This is a genomic window from Candidatus Zymogenus saltonus (genome assembly GCA_016929395.1).
Lineage (GTDB): Bacteria > Desulfobacterota > Zymogenia > Zymogenales > Zymogenaceae > Zymogenus > Zymogenus saltonus.
This window is the reverse complement of sequence record JAFGIX010000065.1, coordinates 1-20644: the sequence shown is the minus strand read 5'-3', so window position 1 is coordinate 20644 and position 20644 is coordinate 1. Positions and strand designations below refer to the sequence as shown.

The 20644-nt window shown below is 52.0% G+C and carries 20 protein-coding genes; 13 read left to right on the top strand and 7 right to left on the bottom strand.

What is annotated here, in order from left to right:
* Positions 1-41 precede the first annotated feature (41 nt).
* Entirely contained in the window at positions 42-2036 is a 1995-nt protein-coding gene (locus JW984_12880) for an ATP-dependent helicase (GenBank protein MBN1574083.1), read from the bottom strand.
* 200 nt (positions 2037-2236) lie between these two features.
* Here JW984_12880 and JW984_12875 point away from each other — a divergent pair, with 200 nt between their 5' ends.
* The 4 genes from JW984_12875 (at position 2237) to JW984_12860 (ending at position 5949) form a co-directional block, all read left to right on the top strand.
* A complete protein-coding gene (locus tag JW984_12875) occupies positions 2237-2470 on the top strand; it encodes a hypothetical protein (GenBank protein MBN1574082.1) in 234 nt (77 codons plus the stop codon).
* 100 nt (positions 2471-2570) lie between these two features.
* The gene (locus tag JW984_12870; GenBank protein MBN1574081.1) at positions 2571-3149 is read left to right on the top strand and encodes an ECF transporter S component; all 579 of its coding nucleotides are present in this window, start codon (positions 2571-2573) and stop codon (positions 3147-3149) included.
* Between the two features lie 330 nt (positions 3150-3479).
* Positions 3480-4649, top strand: a complete 1170-nt coding sequence (locus tag JW984_12865; protein MBN1574080.1) for a hypothetical protein — start codon at positions 3480-3482, stop codon at positions 4647-4649.
* 136 nt (positions 4650-4785) lie between these two features.
* Positions 4786-5949, top strand: a complete 1164-nt coding sequence (locus JW984_12860; GenBank protein MBN1574079.1) for a hypothetical protein — start codon at positions 4786-4788, stop codon at positions 5947-5949.
* A 111-nt stretch (positions 5950-6060) separates the two neighbouring features.
* On the opposite strand, the gene JW984_12855 is transcribed toward JW984_12860, so the two are convergent.
* Positions 6061-6621: a hypothetical protein gene (locus JW984_12855; protein MBN1574078.1), complete on the bottom strand. Its 561-nt coding sequence runs from the start codon at positions 6619-6621 to the stop codon at positions 6061-6063.
* A 236-nt stretch (positions 6622-6857) separates the two neighbouring features.
* Here JW984_12855 and JW984_12850 point away from each other — a divergent pair, with 236 nt between their 5' ends.
* On the top strand, positions 6858-8075 hold the full coding sequence (locus JW984_12850) for an anaerobic sulfatase maturase (protein MBN1574077.1): 1218 nt from the start codon (positions 6858-6860) through the stop codon (positions 8073-8075).
* 156 nt (positions 8076-8231) lie between these two features.
* Positions 8232-8681 carry a CBS domain-containing protein gene (locus JW984_12845; protein MBN1574076.1) on the top strand — a complete coding sequence of 150 codons (450 nt, stop codon included), beginning with the start codon at positions 8232-8234 and terminating at the stop codon, positions 8679-8681.
* Between the two features lie 361 nt (positions 8682-9042).
* On the opposite strand, the gene JW984_12840 is transcribed toward JW984_12845, so the two are convergent.
* Together JW984_12840 and JW984_12835 are read right to left on the bottom strand one after the other, a co-directional pair.
* Positions 9043-9312 carry a bacteriophage holin gene (locus tag JW984_12840; protein MBN1574075.1) on the bottom strand — a complete coding sequence of 90 codons (270 nt, stop codon included), beginning with the start codon at positions 9310-9312 and terminating at the stop codon, positions 9043-9045.
* A 78-nt stretch (positions 9313-9390) separates the two neighbouring features.
* Entirely contained in the window at positions 9391-10749 is a 1359-nt protein-coding gene (locus JW984_12835) for a C69 family dipeptidase (GenBank protein MBN1574074.1), read from the bottom strand.
* A 223-nt stretch (positions 10750-10972) separates the two neighbouring features.
* On the opposite strand from JW984_12835, the gene JW984_12830 reads away from it, so the two are divergent.
* A complete protein-coding gene (locus JW984_12830; GenBank protein MBN1574073.1) occupies positions 10973-12301 on the top strand; it encodes a patatin-like phospholipase family protein in 1329 nt (442 codons plus the stop codon).
* A 622-nt stretch (positions 12302-12923) separates the two neighbouring features.
* Positions 12924-14342, top strand: a complete 1419-nt coding sequence (locus JW984_12825; protein ID MBN1574072.1) for a patatin-like phospholipase family protein — start codon at positions 12924-12926, stop codon at positions 14340-14342.
* 6 nt (positions 14343-14348) lie between these two features.
* Here JW984_12825 and JW984_12820 read toward each other — a convergent pair whose 3' ends face one another.
* Positions 14349-15017, bottom strand: a complete 669-nt coding sequence (locus JW984_12820; protein ID MBN1574071.1) for a lysoplasmalogenase — start codon at positions 15015-15017, stop codon at positions 14349-14351.
* Positions 15018-15109: 92 nt separating this feature from the next.
* Between JW984_12820 and JW984_12815 the strand changes: the two genes are divergently transcribed.
* Both JW984_12815 and JW984_12810 read left to right on the top strand, forming a co-directional pair.
* Positions 15110-15655 carry a hypothetical protein gene (locus tag JW984_12815; protein ID MBN1574070.1) on the top strand — a complete coding sequence of 182 codons (546 nt, stop codon included), beginning with the start codon at positions 15110-15112 and terminating at the stop codon, positions 15653-15655.
* A gap of 137 nt (positions 15656-15792) precedes the next feature.
* Entirely contained in the window at positions 15793-16236 is a 444-nt protein-coding gene (locus tag JW984_12810; protein ID MBN1574069.1) for a methylglyoxal synthase, read from the top strand.
* A gap of 333 nt (positions 16237-16569) precedes the next feature.
* On the opposite strand, the gene JW984_12805 is transcribed toward JW984_12810, so the two are convergent.
* Positions 16570-17250, bottom strand: coding sequence for a class I SAM-dependent methyltransferase (locus JW984_12805; GenBank protein MBN1574068.1), 681 nt, complete (start codon positions 17248-17250; stop codon positions 16570-16572).
* A gap of 143 nt (positions 17251-17393) precedes the next feature.
* Entirely contained in the window at positions 17394-17654 is a 261-nt protein-coding gene (locus JW984_12800; protein ID MBN1574067.1) for a thiamine-binding protein, read from the bottom strand.
* 378 nt (positions 17655-18032) lie between these two features.
* Here JW984_12800 and JW984_12795 point away from each other — a divergent pair, with 378 nt between their 5' ends.
* From JW984_12795 to JW984_12785, 3 genes are all read left to right on the top strand, one after another.
* Positions 18033-18920, top strand: coding sequence for a thermonuclease family protein (locus tag JW984_12795; GenBank protein MBN1574066.1), 888 nt, complete (start codon positions 18033-18035; stop codon positions 18918-18920).
* Positions 18921-19049: 129 nt separating this feature from the next.
* Positions 19050-20138 carry an alpha/beta hydrolase gene (locus JW984_12790; protein MBN1574065.1) on the top strand — a complete coding sequence of 363 codons (1089 nt, stop codon included), beginning with the start codon at positions 19050-19052 and terminating at the stop codon, positions 20136-20138.
* Positions 20139-20170: 32 nt separating this feature from the next.
* Entirely contained in the window at positions 20171-20605 is a 435-nt protein-coding gene (locus JW984_12785; protein ID MBN1574064.1) for a C_GCAxxG_C_C family protein, read from the top strand.
* Positions 20606-20644 lie beyond the last annotated feature (39 nt).

Sequence of the window (20644 nt, the reverse complement as noted above, 5' to 3'; positions counted from 1 at the left end):
AGGATTCTTGATCTTTAGATAAATCGATTAAATATCCGGTTTTATACGTCCCACTCCTCCTCCACCACCCAGGTCTCCAAAACGCCTTCATCGATGTCCATAACGAACCTCGATGCCTTCCCGTACGTGGGGCCCTTGTGGGTTATAATCTTTACGGGATAGGTGATAAAGAGGTTCTGCTCTGCCCTCGTCGCGGCGACGTACATGAGCCTCAGCTCCTCCTCGAGGTCTTCGACGGAGTCCGCGGCGTAGGACGTGGGGAAATACCCCTCGGCGGCCCAGATGATAAAGACGCTGTGCCACTCCAGGCCCTTTGCCGAGTGGATCGTGGAGAGGATAAGCCTCTCCTGATCGGGGTCTTCCCTCGCGATGTCGGAGACGCTGTCGCTCGGGGGCTCCAGGGCCATGTCGGTCATGAAGGAGTCGAGGTCCCTGTACTTGCCGGTGATCACCGAGAGGTGTTCCAGATCCTGGAGCCGCTTCGGGTAATCGTCGTATCTCTTCTTGAGGATTGGGGTGTAGTAATCTATCAGGTGAGAGACGGCGTCGGCGGGGCTCATCTCGCTCTCCTCCAAGGTCGAGATCGCCCCAGCGAGCCTCGCTATCCCCTCCCCGTACCTCCTGTCGCCCGAAAAATATGAGAGCCCCTTCGACGTAACCCCCTCGGAAATGACGTGCTCCGAGATCTCCCTTGCGGCGGCGGGCCCCACACCGTCCACCAGAAGAAGCGCCCTCTCCAATCCCACGGCGTCGCTCGGGTTTGTCAGGATTTTCAAGTGAGCCATAATGTCCTTCACGTGGGCGGTCTCCATGAACTTGAATCCCCCGTACTTGACGTAGGGGATGTTCCGCCTCTTCAGCTCCATCTCGAGGTCAAAGGAGTGAAAGCCGGCCCTGAAGAGGACCGCGATGTCGGTGAGCGCCACTCCCTCTTCCCTCAGCTCCAATATCTTCTGCGCCACGAAGGCCGACTGCGTAGACTCGTCCGGAAGGGGTACCAGCGCCGGCGGTCCGCCCTTCTCCCTCTTCGTATAGAGGACCTTCGTGTATTTCTCCCTCGCCCTGTCTATTATCGTGTTTGCCAGATCGAGGATCGACTGGGTGCTCCTGTAGTTTTCCTCTAACTTCACTATTTTAGTTTTCGGAAACAGCTTCGGGAAGTCCATGATGTTCTTGAAGTCCGCTCCCCGAAAGGAGTAGATGCTCTGGGAGTCGTCCCCAACGACCATGACGTTTCCGTTCTCCCCGGCGAGGTACTTGACTATGTCGGCCTGGAGGCTGTTGGTGTCCTGGTACTCGTCGACGAGGATATAGGCGTAGCGGCCCCTCAGCTTTGCCGCCACCGGCTCCTTTTCTTTCAATAACCTCGCGAGATACACCAGGAGGTCGTCGTAGTCCATCAGCATGTGTTTCTGTTTGTACTCGGTGTAACCCGACAACAGCTCGTAGAGCTGATCGATCTCCTTTGCGAAGTGGGGAAACTCGGTCTCCACGACCTCGCTCATCGGGATGGACCTGTTTATCGATTTGGAGAAGATGTCCGCTATCGTCTTCTTCTTCGGAAAGCGCCGCTCCCTGACGTTCAGCCCCATTCCCCCCCTGATGAGGTTGATCACGTCTTCGGAATCGCTCCTGTCCAAGATGGTAAACGAGGGGGAGAATCCTACCTCCTGGGCGAACTCCCTCAACGTACGGCTGGCGAACGAGTGAAACGTCCCCCCTTCGACGCCGCCGGAGGTAGAGTCTATCCCGCTTCCCGTCAGCGCCGCCGCCCTCTTCAGCATCTCCTGGGCGGCCTTTCTGGTAAACGTCAGAAGAAGTATGGAGGCGGGCTTCACCCCCCGCTCGACGAGGTACGCGACCCTGTAGACGAGGGTCCTGGTCTTCCCGCTCCCGGCGCCGGCAATGATGAGGGACGGCCCGCCGCCGAACGTTACGGCCGAGAGCTGGGCGGGATTGAGGAGTTTTGCGTAGTCGATCGACATCGAGGATATATCGACCTCTATCGGCTGGCGCTTGATCGTGTACTTCTTCATGTAAATAAAATATCAGAATGTCGGCAGATTATCAAGTCTTTTGCTGACCTTGCCCTTTATGAACGATAGAAGCTGCTTGCCGGTGTCCTCAAGGCTTTTCAGAGATGTCCGTCTGGGCTTCAAGGGTAGAAATCTATTGATTTATGCTACTTTCAATGATATAAAGATATATAGGGGGGGCGAACATTTCGTCGGGAAAAATGAAGATCGATGCCGTCGAGAAGTTTATAGGTTTCCACCACAGGGAAATCATGAAGAGGGTGGAAGAACTGGAGAACTTCGGCCCCACCGATATCTGTTTCTTGAAGGGAGAGGTCGAGCGGGGCATTCAGGTGTTAAGGATGAAAAAGGTGGTGCCCCTTATGGAGATGAGGGGACTCTACATCGGGCTTATCGCGATAAGGGTGGTTGAGGTGGAGAGGGGTTACGCCTGACGGCCTTCTATATCGAATCGGGCATGGACACTTCTTGGACTCTCTTTAGTTAGAGTGGATCAATTCCCGGCATTTTTTATAAACAAGGTGAGGCAATATTATGAGTTCCGAAGGTAAGATGAGGGCCGATTTTCGGTCGGCCCGTACGCTCGCGCTCCTCGCGCTCCTTTCCGCGCTGGTTACCGTTGCAACGTTGGTGGTCAGGATTCCCATTGTCGCCACGAAAGGCTATTTCAACCTCGGCGATGCCCTTATTTTTATTGCGGCGGCGCTCTTCGGGCCTCTCTTCGGCATGATCGTCGGGGGAGTGGGGTCGGCCCTTGCCGACATGATCGGGGGGTATATCCATTTTGCGCCCTGGACGTTTTTCATAAAAGGGATCGAGGGATTGATGGCGGGGTTCCTGCTGGGATTTTTCAAGGTAAAGCCCTGGAGTGTAAAGGGAATCATCGTTTCGGCTTTTTCCTTTGCCTTGGCCGCGGCCTGGATGGTCGCCGGCTATTTCGGGGCGGAGTACATCATCTACGGGCTGGATTATGCGCCCCCCCTTGCGGAGCTTCCGTTCAACGTCGCCCAGGGGGGAATATCGGCCGCCGTGGCGGTCGTCTTGGTGCCGATCGTCGCCCTGGCGCTGCCCAAAAGGACGGATATCACCTACTACGGAAGGGGAGGGGGGTAGGGGGTTGGTCAGTATCAGCTTTGGGAAGGGTGGAGTCGGTTATATTTTTGGTGGGGTTGGTTTAACTTAGTAGGGGGATGGCTCCAATTTTAGGGAGGGGCGGGTCATTTTTTTAGGGGTGAGGTTGTAAGGGGGCGGTTGGGGGGGGCGGTCCCGATTCGAGGGATTGCCTTAAATCCGGGGGCGCTTGGCGGGGATAGATCGAAAGGTGCGGGGGAGGGCTGTCTAAATAGCTATCCCCCATTTTTTTAGGGCTGTGGGATTTTGACTTACCCGGCTATTTAGAAATTGTCAGCGATTTCTACAGTCAACGCTTTAACAGGTGATGTAATGGATCCGACAGAGAGGATTGTAGCCGCAATCGAGGGGAAAGAGACCGACAGGGTCCCGACGTTTTCGTACTACCTGGACAGCTACCCTGTGGAGCAGGTCCTTGGGAGGTCGCTTCTGGCCAGGAGCTTCATGCTCCAGAATCCGGTTGCGGGATTTTTTCTCAACACCCTCGGCAGGAGGTTCGGGGGCATAGTCCTGTACCCAGTCCTCGACCACCTGATGATGAAGAGCATCGAGGCGGCAGTCAGCCTCGGGTTCGACTCGGTGGTGGGACTCTTCGAGAGGATGTTCATGATATGGGACGCAAAGACGATGGCACGGGTTACCGGGTCGTTTTACGACATTTTGGACGACGGCCACGGAAACTCCTACTACATGTACCGGGGGCCCGCCATAGACTCCCCCAGGGCCTTCGACGAGTGGCCCTACTTCCCGGACATCGACGACCTTTCGCATCAGACGTACAAATTTTTCAAGAAGGCCCGGTCGAGATTCGGCGACAGGATATGTCTTCTGGGCCAATCCTCCTTCGGAATCCACGAGTCGATCCTCTGGTCGGTCGGCTTCGAGAGGATGGCCCTCTTCATAAGGAGAGAGCCCGAGTTGATAAAGCGGTTCATTCGACTCCTGGAGGAGATCGTCATGAAGACCAACATGGCGATGATGGACGCCGGAATCAGGGTCATCTTCGACGGCGACGACTTCGCCTTCAAGACCGGCCCCATGATGAACCCGAAGATCTGCAACGACCTCTTCGGAGACTCCTACAGGCGAATCACCAAGGCGGTTCACGACCGGGGAGGGAAGGTCCTCCTCCACTCCTGCGGGGACAACACCCAGATGTTCGACTACTTCATCGATTGGGGCTTCGACGGCGGCCACGCCTACGAGAACACCTCCAACGTGGATATTTTCGAGGAGAAGAAGAAACACGGCGGCGTCTTTACGATCGTCGGCGGGGTGGGGGTGGACTACCTCCTGACGACCAGGTCAAGGCCGGAGGAGGTGGAGGAGAAGGTTATCGAGCTGATCGAGCGTTGCGGCCCCGGCGGGAGGTTTCTGATCGGCCCGATCCACGACCACCCGGACATGGATATGGAGAAGGTAAGGCTCATGATTAAAGCCGCCCATAGATACGGGAAATACCCCGTAGCTAAAATGGGGTGAGAGAGCGCGGTCGCTTGGGACTGGATCAGGAATGAAGGATATTCCTGAAAAGGGCCTCTTTGGTTATTCTAATCCCTGTAATGCAAGTCACGTTCGAAATAATATCATAAAGACCGGTAACATGAAGGGGTGAAAAATGGATTTTACTGAAAGAATAGTAGCCGCTATCGACGGCAAGAAGATCGACAGGGTTCCTACGTTTTCGGCAAGCCTCGACGACTGGCCTGTGCAGCAGGTCCTCGGGAAACCACTTATACCACCGAAGCTTATTTTCAAAAATCCGGTCTCCACATTTATCATAGACAGGTGGGGAAGAAAGCTCAAGAAACTGCTCGTTGACCCCTTTTTGGGCAGCGGGCTGATGAAGAGGATCGAGGCGGCGGTGGAGCTCGGATTCGACTGCACCTGGGCGGTCTTTGAGGGAACCATTATGCTGTGGGATTCAAATACGCTGGCCAAGACCACCGGATGCTTCATGGACTGGATCGATGACGGCCACGGCAACATGTATTTCATGTACAGGGGGCCGGCTATCTCCACCCCGGAAGAGTACGATGCGTGGGAGTATCATCAGGATATAGACGAGCTTGCCCACATGGCCTACAAGTTTTTCAAGAAGGCGATGGCGAAGTACGGGGACAAGATATGTATCATAGGGGAGGTGTCCAGCGGAAATTTCGAGATAATACTTCAGATGGTGGGATTTCAGGCCCTGCCCATCCTCCTCAAAAAGAACAGGGAGTATATTCAGAAGCTCATAAAGTACAACGAAGAATATACCATGAAGACACAGATGGCGGTCATGGACGCCGGCGTCAAGGTTCTTTTGAAGGGGGACGACATGGCGTACAAGACCGGCCCCATGTTGAATCCGAAGCTGATGGACGAGCTCTTCGGAGATTTTTACACAAGGTACACAAAGACTGTTCACGACCGGGGCGGGAGGGTCATGATCCACTCCTGTGGCGACAACACCAAGCTCTTCGATTATTTCATCAAGTGGGGCTTTGACGGCGGCCACGCCTACGAAAACACCTCCAACGTGGATATTTTCGAGGAGAAAAAGAAGCACGGCGACGTCTTCACGATCGTCGGCGGGGTGGGAATCGACTATACCTTGACGGAGCGCTCAAAACCCCAGGAGGTGGAGGAGGAGGTAAGGCACCTCATCAAGATGTGCGCACCGGGGGGGAGGTATCTACTCGGTCCCGCCCACGACCACCCGGACATGGACATAGAGAAGGTCAGGGTCATGATAGAGGCCGTCCACAAGTACGGCAAATACCCGATATCGATGTAGTGATTAGATATAGCTTTTACCCATTAATCCAGTGTCGAAGTCGGTTTGTCAAGATGGTCTTTTTTATCTTGAATCGGCGGGGCCGTTCTTTGGTCATGCCTCCTTTTTAGGCTAGTCCTTGACCGGACTTCCTGCCGGGAAGATCGTCATCTTAGGGGCGATCAGACCCAAAAAATAACCGATGAGCGAGATCAATAATATATAGAAATTCATGTCCGGAATCTCAAACGGCAGATAGAAGACGGCGAGAAATCCAAGGATTATCATCACGGTCATATATGTCCTTCTCATCTCCCAAGTTTTCATCCTGTCCCAGCATATGTGGCAGAGGCTTACGAAGTTGATGATGCACGTAAGCGCGCCGGAGTTGATGACGTCGAACTCAAAGAAGTCGTCGAGTATCTCTACCCTGAACGGGATGTCGGTGTCGGTCATGTAGAAGAGCTGGTACAGCAGGAAAAAGCCGTAGGGGATCGAGGGGATTTTATACCTGTTGGAGAGGCTTCCGCTCCCGATTCCCATAACCATGATCGTGACCATTATCGAGAGGGGGGCCATGAATTGGATATTGGGATGGAGGTGAGACAGGTCGGACGTCTTGATAATAACGGCGCTAATGACAAAAATACTCGTCGGCGTCGCAATAGCGATCAGGTTTTTGAGTGATTTCATTTTTTAGTCTTCTGTAAATGGTATTTTGTCGAATATTTAACGAAAATTATACGTAAACCGCATCATTTTTCAAGAGAAAAAAGGTGAATTAAGCAAGGCCGGAATATTGAATTCTGCAATCTCTCTGTCGGCACAAAATCGTTTGCATGAGCGTTTCCAAAAGGGTAGAATATCCTTGGTAGATCTAAAGCGGTGAAAATCATTTTCCTATCCGCGATGAAAGGACAAAGATGATAATCCCGAGCCTATATCTCCTCCTAAAGCCCTCCTCCCACCTCTGCAACCTGAGCTGCGATTACTGCTTCTACAAGCGTGTGGCCGACGTCTACCCTGTGGGCAAGATGATGACGGTCGAGACGGCCGAGGCGATCATCAGAAAGACCCTCGAGATGGGGGCACGCCACAACTCCTTCACTTGGCAGGGGGGCGAGCCGACTCTTATGGGACTCGACTTCTACAGGGAGGTCTGCCGTCTTCAGGACAAATATAGGTCGCCGGGGCAGGTCGTCGAGAACTCGCTGCAGACAAACGGGGTCGTTATCGACGATTCGTGGGCCGATTTCTTGAAGCAGAGGAACTTCCTCGTGGGTTTGTCGCTTGACGGCCCCAGGGATATCCACGACCGTTACAGAAAGGACAACGCCGGCAAGGGGACGTACGGGAGGGTAATGAAGGCCGCAAACCTTCTGAGGGAGAGGGGCGTCCCGTTCAACATCCTCGTCCTGTTGACCGACATAAACGCGGGAAAGCCGGAGGAGATATACAGGTTTCTTCTCGACAACGACTTTACACACCTCCAGTTCATCCCCTGTTTGGAATACGACGAGGGGGGAAGGCCCCTACCGTACTCCATAACGGGGGAGCAGCTTGGGGAGTTTCACACCCGCCTCTTCGATCTCTGGATGGAGGAGGGATTCTTCAAGGTATCGATCAGGATCTTCGAGGACATCTTCATCTACCTCCTCGACGGAAGAAAGACCTCCTGCGGGTGGCTGGAGAGGTGCGGCTCGTACTTCCTCGTGGAGCACAACGGCGACACCTACCCCTGCGACTTCTTCGTATACCCGGAGTGGAGGCTCGGAAACATCGTTGAAGACCGGGTGGAGGAGCTACTGGCAAGCCCCCTGAGGTTCAGGTTTGGAGAGATGAAGGCGGAGCTGAACGTAAAGTGTAAAACCTGTCCCCATCTCGCCTTCTGCCGGGGCGACTGCACCAAGTTCCGGTGGGATGGCTTGTCCGTCACATCCGGATACGACAACATCTCGACCTTCTGCGCGGCGAGGAAGATGCTCCTTAACCACATCGAGCCGCACATCGAGGAGGTAAGGCGGAGGGTAGCCTTGGTGAGGAGCGGAGAGATCGATCCGTCGGGGCTAACGTTTCAAAACGTAAAGAGAAACGACCCGTGCCCCTGCAGGAGCGGCAGGAAATACAAGAAGTGCTGCGGAAGGTAACAGAAGGCAGTCATCGCGGATTGAATTTGCTCCGCTTTTTAAAATACTATAAAATATGTAATGTAAAGTTTTTTATCCTCCTTGACAATTTGAATATAAACACTATGTTATACTAAATTCATTTGAAATTAAATTATCTATCGAAGGAGTATGTCTATGAAAAAGAAGACAATTTCCGATCTCCTCAAGGAAAAGGGTGCCTCGATCCTCTCGATCAACGAGAACGTGGACGTGGGCGAGGCCGTGGCCGTGATGAACGTTGAAAAGGTGGGATCGCTTCTGGTGAAGGACGATTCGGGCAGCTACACAGGGATTATTACCGAGAGGGACCTCCTGACGCATCTCGGCACCTGCTCCGAAGACCTCTGCACCTATAAGGTCAAGGAGATCATGAGCAAAGACCTGATCTGCGCCTCTCCCGATGACACCCTGGACAAGGCGAGCAACGTCATGATTGAGAACAGAATCCGTCATCTTCCCATAGTATCGAAAAAGGAGGTCGTCGGGGTGATCTCGATGAAGGACATCGTAAACTTTATCAGGTCGGGCCTCGAGGAGGAGACCAAGTATCTGAGGGATTACATAACGGACGAGTACCCGAGATAAAGAGGATCGGCCGGCCGATTGCGCTGAGCTGGAGCTCAATATTTGAGATTGAATTTTTGGCTGGGGCTGCGGAGATATTGATATTCTGCTGGCGATATTTTGTTGGATCGTGAGGCATCGGCACGGTCAGGTTTTCTTCCGTCTTATTATTGACCGTCCCCTCTCCTTTGATAGTAAAAAATAGAACCAATAAATATTCGGGTGCTTGCTATATAAGCGGCACCCATATTTTCCAGGGCCGGAAACAATCTCGACCGATTCGCCTTGTTGATCCGGCGTTAAGATAATTTGCAGGGCACCCTTTTCTCAATGAACAGAAACTTCATTTAGGCGGCAAGCCCGGGATACAAATCCGCCGGCATCAACCCTTTTTCACGGTCGGCATTTTGTCTGTGAGCAAATTGTAGAGCCAGGCGATGATGAATCCCCCGATCAGGCCGTCGAAGAATCCCCAGGCCGCCCCTATAAGACTCCCGGTGACGCTGATCTTGTATCCGATGTAGATACGGCCGATCATAGTGATCTCCCCAGTGGCCCCCTCCAAAATTATGATCCACCAGGTGTAGAGGAGAACGGCGGCCGCCCAGACAATCGCGCACATAAGCGCAAAGGCCCTAACGTTCAGCTTCATGGTTCATTGCCTCCCGTTTTTGCTCATCTAAAAAATGGCCCCCATCTCGATAAAACCAATCCTCCCGACACGAAAATATCAGGCCTGTATCCCCGCCTTCTTCGACTGCTTTTTCCAGTAGCTGGAATAGACAAAATTTGCTTTTTTCTCTATCGGCATCGACCTCACGGTTTCAATCCACTTGTCCTCCGCCTCCCCCGCCCTTTTGAAGCAGTTCTCCGAGAAGGCGTAGAGCTTCTTAGAAAACTCTTCCCCTTTTCCCTTCGAGGCGCCCTTGAGGAGCTCTTCGCTCTCCTTCAGGAATTCCGCCTCGAGCCTGTCCCTCTCGTCCCGGTAGGCTTTCATCCTTTTCGGGTAGTCCTTGATTACCTCCCTGTGGAGCCTTTCGTGGCGCCACCAGAGGGTTGATTTATCGAACCTGCCGGTCGGCTCTGGGCCGACGTCCGGGAGCTTTCCCGCCTCGAAGTAGAACGGCTTGAAGACCGAGGTACAGGGGGCGGCGGTTCCCGTTATCCAGTGGGTGTTTATCTTGCCCGTAAGGTGGGACACCAGGGACCCGGTGGTCTGGCTTGCCCTCGGGAGGCCGTTTGCGGCGTGCATACATATCTCGTCCATGAAAAAGCGCTTCTGCGTCCTGTATTTTTCATCGTCGATGTTGTGGTCGCGAAGATAACTCATCATAGTGGGGGGGGCGATCTTGCCGGCCCCGCCGTCGATCATCTCCTGGGTTCTCTCGCATCTCTGCCTTGCCATCGAAAAGGTCGAGAAGAACCAGTCGGAATAACACCTGTCGAAGTCAAAATCCTCCCCCGACTTGCACCACCCCTTTTTCACGGCGGTCTCGACGAGGCCGGGAGACGACCTGTCGAACTCATTTCCTATGGTTATCCGGTTCGATATAGAGCGGACGCCTTTAACCTTTACCGCCGCCCACTCGTAGTCCGCCGTCTCAAACACCCACGCCTCCTTCGGGTCCGCTATGATAAAGGAGTTGTGATAGAGGAGCTTTTTGTCCTCGTACCCGGCGGGCCCCCCCTGGCCGTACCTCCCGAGGAGCTCCGCCATTACATCGAGGGCGCCCTCGGCCGTGTCGGCCCGCTCCAGGCCGAGCCTCAAAAGGTCCATCCCCAAAAGCATCTTCTCCTTTCTCATCGGGAGCTTGGTGAAGACCGATTCGTTTCCGATGACCACCCCCGCGTCGTTTGCCCCCATCTCGGCTCCCCATATCCAAAAGGGGCGGGAGAGAAGGACGCCCCGGGTCTCCACCGCCTGAGGTATCGTAATATAGGTAAGCTTTAAGTCCTCACCCTTCTTGTAGACCTTGGCGGGGTAATACTCGACTGCCTGAGCCTCGTTCGGCTCCCTGTCGCTGTTCTTGGCGAAGATGACGGAGCCGTCGAAGGTGGCCGCTCCCGTGGCTACGAATGTATCGCACATATCTCCCTCCAGAATTCTTTACTTACCCTATTATATACCATCGTTGAGGGGAAAAAGGCAATTAATTTCTTGACGGGAGCGCCGGTTTTAGAAAATTAAGCCCGAAATTTTTTCCTTGAAATAGCTGACCGTGCGTGTATAATATGTGCACTAATCCATTAATTCCAACCGATTGAAAATGTTTTAGGTCGATCCTCCATCAATCCATTAAAGGGGTGGGAAAATGCCAAAAACATTTCTCTCTCGCCTTGTCGTATCGACTCTTACCATTTTGCTGCTGACCGGGTGCGCTCATATTGCGCCGTCCAGGCTTGTATACAGGCAGCCGGAGCCTGTAAAAAATGAGGTCTGGAAACACGACGACGGCGATTACTTTCTGGCCGTGACGGTATCGACCGGCGGGAGCAGGAGCGCCGTGTGGAGCGCCGCGGTCTTGAGGGAGCTCTTCAAACAGGTGGAGCTTGATGAGGACAGGAGCATCCTTGACGAGGTGGACTACATATCGTGTGTCTCCTCCGGCAGCCTGTCGTCGGCGTACTACTGCCTCAAAAAGCCCCTCCACGAAAACAAGGACGAAGAGGACTACGATGAGTTCTTCAAGGAATTCATAGGTGAGATGAGCAGAAACATCGAAAAGAGCGTTTTCTTTAGGCCAAGGCTCTGGTCTCGGATACTGACCTCCCCGATGGAAAAGGCCTTCTTTTTGAAGAATGACTTTAACCTCTACTATTTGTCAGGCCTTACATTTGAATATCTCCAGAAGAGGACGGAGAGGGGGGACACGCCCGTTCTCATCGTCAACGGGACGGTTATGAACAGCGGCGACAAGTTCCTCTTCACGACGCTTCACCGCTCCAACTTCGCAGCCGGCAGCGAAGGCTATCTGAAAGGGTTCAGACCCACACCAATAGGAAATAGCAATGTCCCCTTTGAGAACAAGATATATTCAACCCTCTACGCGGAAGACCTCGGCATCTCCATTCGCGACATGAAGATATCGTGGGCTATTGCGTCTTCCATCAGCGCGCCTCCGTTAATAGGCCCGGTTCCCCTGATGAACCGTAAAAAGCTCCTTAAAAAGCCCGGGGCTTACTTCCACATAAGCGACGGCGGGGTCTGCGATCCCCTCGGCCTTGAAACCGTGCTGCAGCTCCTCGAAAACCGCATCAACGTGGACGAAAAAGATTACAGGGGGGCGATGATCATCGTGATAGACGCCCGCCGCAGGATCAATCAGAATGACACCATAGTCTCCGAGAATATCAAGGCGAAGGAGCTGACCTCTCGGACTAACCTGATATACTCGGGTCAAGCGATGTACCTGACTTACGTCACTTATATGCTCTCCCTGCAAAACGAGGAGCTCAAAAAAGTCAAGATTGTTCACATATCCCCTTACGTCATCGATGACAAAGAACTCATCGAGGAATTTGAGAAGATCCCCACACGGCTGAGAATCAAGAAGAAGGACGTTGAAATCCTTGAGAAGGCGGCTGTAAAAGTCGTGGGGAAGGTCAGGGACGAGATTATCAAGAACTTTGGGGGGGAGTAGGATGGCACCGTTGATGAGCTGCGGGACATAAATAACGGAAAAACTGTCATTGCGACAAGCGACTTTTTTGAATGGCGAGCGACGAGGCAATCGCGCGGCGTTGCCCGTAAGGGGTTTTAAGAAGAAGCATAAAATGTCATTTCCATGGGAGGCGGAAACTGTAATTATACTGTCATTCCCGCGAAAGCGGGAATCCAGCCTGTCCCTGCGTATGCAGGGGATTGATATTCTTTCTGGATTCCCAATCAAGTTGGGAATGACAGAACAAGGATTCCCAATCGGGTTGGGGATGACAGAACAAGGATTCCATAGGAAATCGGAAACCGTAAATATACTGTCATTCCCGCGGAAGCGGGAATCCAGGTTAATATTTTTTCTGGATTCCCGATCAGGTCGGGAATGACAGAACAAGGATTCCCGATCAAGTTGGGAATGACAGAACAAGTATTCCCAATCGGGTTGGGGATGACAAAACAAGGATTCCCGGTCAAGCTGGGAATGACAGAATAAGGATTCCCAATCGGGTTGGGGATGACACAGTATGAATGAAAAGTGTTGGCCGAAGAAAAACGCAAGAGAAATCGTGACTAATGCATGTAAATTTCATAACCTGGAGGGAGCCATGAAGCGTATAGTTTTTATGACGATTATTCTTCTCCTCTTTGCAGTATCGTTCATATCCTGCAGCGTCATTCCGGATATATTCACGATAAATAAATTGCCCGAAAAGGTTGATGAAAAATTCTCCGCCGCCGATGACGGGGACTTCTTCTTTGCGATTTCCGTTTCCGGCGGAGGAAGCCGGGCCGCTGTCTGGACCTCGTCGGTCCTGTACGAGCTCTACAAAGAGGTAAAGCTCCCCGACGGAAGGAGCGTGCTGGACGAGGTCGACTACATATCGTGCGTTTCCGGGGGGAGCCTCGCCTCGGCGTACTACTGCATGAGAAAGCCCGTGGTCGATACAAGGGAAAAGAAAGAATATGATATTTTCTTCGATAACTACACCGAAGACATGAGGAGGAACTTTGAAAAGGAGATCGTCTCCATATACAAGCCGTGGCAGTGGAAGAGGGTATTCCTCAAGGCGACGGATAAGGGGGTGATACTGCAGAGGGTTTTCGATAGAATGCTCACGGAAAGAGGGACAAAAAACTTCCGAGATCTTCACGAGAGACAGCTCAAGGTGCAGTGCCCCACAATCATAATAAATGGGACGGTTATGGACAACGGCTCCAAATTCCTCTTCACAACGCTGAGAAGGTCAGACTTCTTATTTAATACCTTCTCTAAAACAGAGGTGCCTGAAGAGACGGCGGCCGCATGGGAGTATATCTTGCCCGTCAAAGAGGAGGAGGGCGCCATGTTCGCCGGAGATATCGGCCAATCGATAGGTAATATGAGGGTCTCGAGGGCGGTGATGGGGTCCGCCAGCATACCCCTCCTCTTTGGGCCGATCATCATTGAGGGCGAAACGAAGAAGATGCCGGGGAAGATGACATACTTCCACATCAACGACGGCGGCATCGCCGACAATCTGGGCCTCGAAACCGTAATCCAGCTCATGTTAAATAGGTTCAGCGATCCGAATAAGAGATACAGGGGGGGGCTCGTGCTCATCATCGACGCCGGCCACCTAATCGACCCCAAGGACTCGACGTGCTCCATAGAAGAGTTCACCACCGGAAAAATCCTGGGCAGGAGCCTCGACATCTTCGATTATCGCCATAAATACTTTATCTACTACAACATCCTTCTTTTACAGCAGAACCCCGCCTTTAGAAACGTCCGCTTCGTCTACCTCTCTCCATACCTCCCATACCTCAAAGATAAAGACAATGGTAACGATGAAGATAATTGTAGCGATAAAGACAATGACAAAGATAAAGATAATGGTGAAAAGGAGCTCAAGAAGATCGGGACGAGATTCAAGATCGATCCCAAATCGGCCAAGCTCCTCGACGACTTGGCAAAGGAAGTCGTCGGAGATATGAAAGAGACTATCCTCCTGAACTTCGAAGGTAAGGATGCCCCTCGAAAATAGCCGTTCCTACGAGACGAAGTAGTAGGTCGATACGGCGATCAAAAACTGCCCCGAGTAGTAGGCGATAAGCGAGAGGCGGTCGTATTTCAACGGGATCCTGAACCTGTTTACACCCAGAACAATATCGGAGACCCAGAAGAGTACGCTGCCGATCGTAATAAGCCACGCGACAGTCTTCGGAACCGACGCCGAAAAGAGGCTGGCTGCCGCCGCCGCAACCATCGCCGAGATTATTAAGATGTAAAAGGCGACTGGAACCTTCATCTTGCCAAGTCCGGGATAGAGAAAGGCATATATAAATACACCGATCACGAATAGAACGAGGGCCGTCAGCAGAAGATGAGAGGAGTCGCCGCCGTAAATAAGAAACGTAACGGCGTAGACGACGTGGCCCAGAAGAAACAGGACAAGCCCTATAAGGAACGCCTTCTTCGACTCCATGAACATCAGCGCCATGTCGCCGCCGAAGCAGAAGACTAGGCCGATTACGATAAGAAGCGTGTACTGGCGGGTTGTCTCGGGAACCTTAAACGACAGGAGGGCCGTCAAAATGACCAACAGCGTCGCCACCGGCTTGGTGGCGTAGGTCCCCTTTTTCACCTTTTTCAGCTCGGATGTAACGAGGACGGCAACGAATATTGCGAGAAACGGGATAATATACACATAAGGGAACATGAGAAATTACTCTTTTATTTTTTCTATTTAATAATATATACTATTGCTATGGAGAAATTGCAACTATTTTAAGTCACCAAAAAAGGAAAAAAATGAAGCTAAATATATCGATATTGACCGTTTTGGCAACGCTTATCGTCTTTGCCGTTTTCTCAACGGCCGAGGACCAGCAATATGTCCTCTTTAAGAGCATGAAGTACGGCTATTCTATGGATATTCCCCTCGGGTTCAAAATGGACGGCAAAGAGGGGAAGTTCACATCGTGGAGTTTCAACCCCGGTCAAGGAGAAGAGGACTGCGGAACCGTGGTGCCGATGGTATCGGTTATCACAACGGAGATACCAAGGAGGTATTCCACCAAGACCTACTACCTCAACAAGCTGAACGGTCTGAAGGCGCTTATGGAAGAACCCGATTCCACACTGGACGATCTGGAGACAATAGAGTTCCCCGGGGGCTACGGGATCATGGTAAAGGACGTGATCAAAGACGACCCCCAGGCGGTAAACCACTGGTTCGTCCATTTCTACGGGAACAACATGGACTACTTCATCGACATCTCGGGATCATACTCATATCTCAAGGATAATAGGGGCGTATTCAAGCACGTGGTGGAGAGCTTCGCGCTGCTGAGATAAACAGGCTTGAGTTGTTTGAATATTAAGTCGCGGTTTTCGATTTATAGGACTTGACCGAAGTGCCCCTGCGGCCTCAACAGGCAGGGGGCAATGGAAAATTTGTTTTAAATGGGGGATTAATATTGAAAACAAAGCTGATAAGGAAAAAGAAGAGGATAGCGCTTGTGGCCCACGACGCCCGCAAGAGGGACCTCCTGGAGTGGGCGCAGTTCAACAGGCTTACGCTCTCGAAACACGATCTTTTCGGGACCGGCACCACCGGCAGGATGATAGAGGAGGAGTTGGGACTAAAAATAAGCTCCTTAAACAGCGGCCCACTGGGTGGAGACCAGCAGATAGGGGCCATGATCGTCAATGGTGAGATCGACTTTATGATCTTTTTCTGGGACCCCCTTGCCTCGCACCCCCACGACCCGGACGTAAAGGCGCTCCTCAGGATCGGGGTGCTCTTCAACATCCCCGTGGCGTGCAACCGCTCCACGGCGGACTTCATGATTTCTTCCCACCTGATGGGAGAGGATTACGAGAGAACGCTGATAGATTTCAGCTCAAGGATAAAGAGGGAGGTGCCGAAGCTGTAACTCCTCTTTCTGTTAGGCAGGCGATCTCGTTTAAGCAGGGTCTTGAGAATCATCGCGGCCTCGGCGCTCATAACCAAAAGCTCGGTTTTTGAGGAGCCTTGGCACTTGAAGGGCGTTTGGGATTGCAGGGGAGGGGGGAGGAGGTTTTTGGCCTGATATGTAAGGCACAAGATACGGCCGAGGATGTCAGGCTGTCCTCGTTTTTCAGGGGGGGTATTCCCTCATTTTTTAATTGTGTAAGGATTGGACGGGCAAGTTATCTTTATTGAAGAGGGCGTCCTCGTCAAGCCGATATAAAAAGCCCGAATGTTGACCCCGCTTCCGATAACGGTGTCAGGTATCGAGGTCGGCCCTTATCAGGATGAACTCGGAAAAGAGGGCCCTCGTTAGCTTCGTCGAGATTAACCTCGGCCCCAGCGCTCCCCCCCATTTGATCTCGCACCTCCTTTTCGCTTTTTCGGCCGACCTTACGATCATCCTGCGGATTTGGCTAAAAGAGTAGAAGCGGGCCGCGGCGAACAGGTCCTTTCCCCCCAATTGGTTTTTTATGTACCTCTTGACGTTCAGGGGGCCCCATCTGTTCAGAAAAGCGATAAAAATGGATTTGTCGGAGACCCTGATAAGCTCATCGATAACCGTCTCGGGATCATCCACAAATTCGATGACTGTAAAGAGGGCCGCCCCTGAAAAGGAGCGGTCTGGGAACGGCAGATCGTGGGCGTCTCCGAGGATACATCTTACGCCACCCTTCCTTTTCGCCTCGAGGAGCATCGCCCTGGAGGGGTCGAGGCCTGTCACATTGTAGCCGAGATCGATAAAGAACCGGCCGAAGTAACCGGTTCCGCACCCTGCATCGAGGAGCCTCCTGCCGCCGCCCCCACCCACGAGGGAGCGGATGAGACTTTTCTCTTCCGTGTCTATCTCTTTTCCCCTCTCCGTTTCAAAGTAGGCCTCGTAAGACTCCGCGACTTTCCTGTTGTCGAAGGGATTCTCTGCACTATCAATATTATCCATATTATCCATTTAAGCAAGCTCGGCAAGCTCGCACCTTTGAGTGAAGCTCAAAATTTTAAAATTATCTTACTGCCCTTACAAGTGTGGAGAAGACCCCGCAGCTTTGAGAGAGTTTTCTTTAAAGCAAGGGCGGATCACCGGTGTTATTTCGGCTCATGCCAGGGGGGGCAGGTGTTGGAGACCTTCATCACCATGACAACGGGGCCACTCTCACAGGCGTCGCCGAACGTGCCCTTAAGGACATCGAAGACCTTTTCCAGATCGCCCTCGATATGGGAGCTCATCGGTCCTGTGTGGATCGAAAGCCCCGACTCCTTGACGCTCTTGATAAAGGTTCGTATCGGCTCGAACGGCTCGTCTTTCACGAACGGGTAAAGGCTCACCTCACAAGATATATGGGTCATAGTTTCCCTCCCTTCGTTCTTTGAAGCTTTTGCATTATACTAAAAATATCTTCCGAAAAATAGTAAATATTTCCTCATGAACAAATAAAAGCATGCATAAAAATAATCATAAGAAATAGCACTATTCTTGACATTATCATACAAATGTGATAATATCATGAACAACTGTGTAGCCAATCACATCTCATTTAGCTTTATTCTACATTTCCTTTACTTTGATCTTACATCTGTTTTACCTTGGAATTGTATCTCCTTTGCCTTGATCCTGCATTTTCTTAATCGTTCTTGATTTCGCTTTCTGAGCTTCGGTTAAAGCCCGGCGCAGTTTCACTACAAAATACCTTGGCAATTTTTTTAACAATCTTAAGGAGGTCTGTTATGTCTGACGTTATGATATTTTGGGACCCTATGGGACAGCAGCTTGATTCGGTGGGAACGACGAAGTATATTAGGGCAACGGACGGTGATACTCCTTACGTATCGACATCCATCAGGTTGTTGAGCATCGAAACACCGGAGGTCCACTATCCCGGGAACCAGAGGCCCTCTAATCAGAATGGAAACCTGGCCCAGCTGGCGGAGTGGATAAAAGAGGGGAAGGCCCCCATCGAAAAGGAGCTCGGCAAGTTTCTCCTGCCGAAGCTCGAGACGGGGAAGGCGGGGACCCTCCAGGAGGACCAGGGTGAGGAGGCATCCCGGAAGTTCACCGATATGGTGGAAGAGAAACTGAAAAGGCCAAGCGGCAAACCGAGGAGCGTCTTCATTATGGCCGCCGACGAGCATTTCGATCAGTACGGCAGGCTTTTGGCCTACATGGCGCCTTCGTACAGCGCGGAGGAGAGAGAGACCATGACGAGGGAGGAGCGGGCAACATTCAACCTGCTGATGATAAAATCGGGCTGGGCGGCGTCCATGATGATCTATCCCAGCCTCCCGAGGCACGTTGACCTTGTGATGTTCTACGAGGCCGCAAATAAGGCGTACAAGGGAAAGGCGGGATGCTGGTCCGACAAAAAGTCCCTGACAGGATACGAATTCAGGATGTGCGTGAAGCTCTTTAACATAACAAAAAATATCGTAGAGGGGAGCAAGATGAGCACGGCGGACAGATATGCATGGATAAGCCGCTACTGCGTCGATATGACGACGAGGAAGATCTACAATCCGCAGGATTACATCAAGGTCGAGCCCTTCAAGCGCATCTTCGTATGGCCCGACGACGTCTCCGAGGCGGTCGGAACAATGAACCTGCTCCCTGGGGATTGATGCCTTAGGATTAATGGTGCCGACGGGGGCAAATAGTAATTTCAATAAAAGTAAAAAATATTACGGCCCGGGCTTGCAGTCCGGGTTTTTTTAATATATACTTTCTCAATTTAGAAAAGAGGAGAGAAGATGAAAAGTTATAAACGCGGTTTTATACGATCGCTTCGACCGATGATCCTTTTGTCGATGACTATTTTTGTCGCCTTGGCGTGCAGCTATACGCCGAAGATCGTCGATGCAAACGGACTGGTTTCCGAGAGGAGCATCGCCAGGATAGAGAAGGTGAACCTCGGCGGGGTGGATCAGTGGATTGTAATGAGGGGCACCGATGTGGGGAATCCGGTGCTTCTCTTCATCCACGGAGGGCCGGGTGTGCCCACAACCCCCAGTGTGATCAAGGACAACGGCGATCTGGAGTCCGATTTCGTGGTGGTCACCTGGGATCAGAGGGGGGCCGGTAAATCGTATTCAAAGGATATACCGCCGGAGTCGATGACCGTGGAGCAGATCATCTCGGACGCCCATGAGCTTGTCCAGTATCTGAAGAAAAAGTTCAATACCGACAAAATATATATTGTCGGCCACTCCTGGGGGAGCATCCTCGGAATGTATCTGATAGACAGATACCCCGGGGATTTCTACGCCTACGTGGGTATCGGCCAGTGCGTGGACGGCGCGAGAAACGAGGCGCTCTCGTACGATTTCACGCTGCGGACGGCGGAAAAGACCAATAACAGAAAAGCGCTGAAAGAGCTGAATAGGATAGGCCCACCGAAAGACGGCCTTTACAAAAACGGTTGTGACGATCTCCTCGTTCAAAGAAAGTGGCTTACGAAATTCGGGGGAGCTTGCTATGGCAAAAGCAGTTATAGAAGTTTATATATAACATATATCTTCAATGAGGAGTATACGATATTTGATTCGCTTAACGTTATGAAGGGGCTGAAATTCTCTCTTCCTCTGATGTGGGAGGATGTGATGAAGATAGACTTCATGACCGAGATCGAAGAGGTGGAAGTCCCCGTCTACTTCATGATCGGCAGGCACGACTGGAACACCCCCTTTGAGCTCGCCGAGGAATATTTCGAGGCGCTTAAAGCTCCAAAGAAGGAGTTCATCTGGTTTGAAAGATCAGCCCACAGCCCGTGTTTCGAGGAGCCTGAGAGATTCAACAGACTTATGGTGGAAAAGGTCAAGGCCGAGACGTATAAACGGTGATTTCTAATAACAAATGAATTGGAGTTGTAATTATGAGCAGGACGGAAGATGCGGTTTCTCAATTTGAAAAGGGTTACAACTGCGCCCAGGCGATCCTGTCGACGTACGGGGTGGAGCTCGGCATCGACCTCGAAAGTGCGCTCAGATTATCCTGCGGGTTTGGCGGGGGGATGGCCAGAATGGCGGAAACATGCGGGGCGGTGACCGGCGCCTTCATGGTGCTGGGGCTGAAGTTCCCTTCCTCGAAGGGTGGAGATTTCGACGCAAAGGAAAAGACCTACGAAGCGGTCCACCGGTTCGCGGAAAAATTCAACGCGAAAAACGGGTCCATCGTCTGTAGAGATCTACTTGGTTGCGACATCGGAACGGAAGAGGGGCGGAGTCTCGCCGTCGACAATCAGCTTTTTTACACCAAGTGCCCGGGGTTTGTCAGGTTTGCGGCGGAGATCATCGAAGAGATGCTTTAGGGGCGTTATTTGAACGAAAAGAGATAATGTTGAGGAAAT

Bases quoted from the DNA above. Each gene is read 5' to 3' on its own strand.
- JW984_12880 (MBN1574083.1), bottom strand. From the start codon at position 2,036: ATGAAGAAGTACACGATCAAGCGCCAGCCGATAGAGGTCGATATATCC.
- JW984_12875 (MBN1574082.1), top strand. From the start codon at position 2,237: ATGAAGATCGATGCCGTCGAGAAGTTTATAGGTTTCCACCACAGGGAA.
- JW984_12870 (MBN1574081.1), top strand. From the start codon at position 2,571: ATGAGTTCCGAAGGTAAGATGAGGGCCGATTTTCGGTCGGCCCGTACG.
- JW984_12865 (MBN1574080.1), top strand. From the start codon at position 3,480: ATGGATCCGACAGAGAGGATTGTAGCCGCAATCGAGGGGAAAGAGACC.
- JW984_12860 (MBN1574079.1), top strand. From the start codon at position 4,786: ATGGATTTTACTGAAAGAATAGTAGCCGCTATCGACGGCAAGAAGATC.
- JW984_12855 (MBN1574078.1), bottom strand. From the start codon at position 6,621: ATGAAATCACTCAAAAACCTGATCGCTATTGCGACGCCGACGAGTATT.
- JW984_12845 (MBN1574076.1), top strand. From the start codon at position 8,232: ATGAAAAAGAAGACAATTTCCGATCTCCTCAAGGAAAAGGGTGCCTCG.
- JW984_12840 (MBN1574075.1), bottom strand. From the start codon at position 9,312: ATGAAGCTGAACGTTAGGGCCTTTGCGCTTATGTGCGCGATTGTCTGG.
- JW984_12835 (MBN1574074.1), bottom strand. From the start codon at position 10,749: ATGTGCGATACATTCGTAGCCACGGGAGCGGCCACCTTCGACGGCTCC.
- JW984_12830 (MBN1574073.1), top strand. From the start codon at position 10,973: ATGCCAAAAACATTTCTCTCTCGCCTTGTCGTATCGACTCTTACCATT.
- JW984_12825 (MBN1574072.1), top strand. From the start codon at position 12,924: ATGAAGCGTATAGTTTTTATGACGATTATTCTTCTCCTCTTTGCAGTA.
- JW984_12820 (MBN1574071.1), bottom strand. From the start codon at position 15,017: ATGTTCCCTTATGTGTATATTATCCCGTTTCTCGCAATATTCGTTGCC.
- JW984_12815 (MBN1574070.1), top strand. From the start codon at position 15,110: ATGAAGCTAAATATATCGATATTGACCGTTTTGGCAACGCTTATCGTC.
- JW984_12805 (MBN1574068.1), bottom strand. From the start codon at position 17,250: ATGGATAATATTGATAGTGCAGAGAATCCCTTCGACAACAGGAAAGTC.
- JW984_12800 (MBN1574067.1), bottom strand. From the start codon at position 17,654: ATGACCCATATATCTTGTGAGGTGAGCCTTTACCCGTTCGTGAAAGAC.
- JW984_12795 (MBN1574066.1), top strand. From the start codon at position 18,033: ATGTCTGACGTTATGATATTTTGGGACCCTATGGGACAGCAGCTTGAT.
- JW984_12790 (MBN1574065.1), top strand. From the start codon at position 19,050: ATGAAAAGTTATAAACGCGGTTTTATACGATCGCTTCGACCGATGATC.
- JW984_12785 (MBN1574064.1), top strand. From the start codon at position 20,171: ATGAGCAGGACGGAAGATGCGGTTTCTCAATTTGAAAAGGGTTACAAC.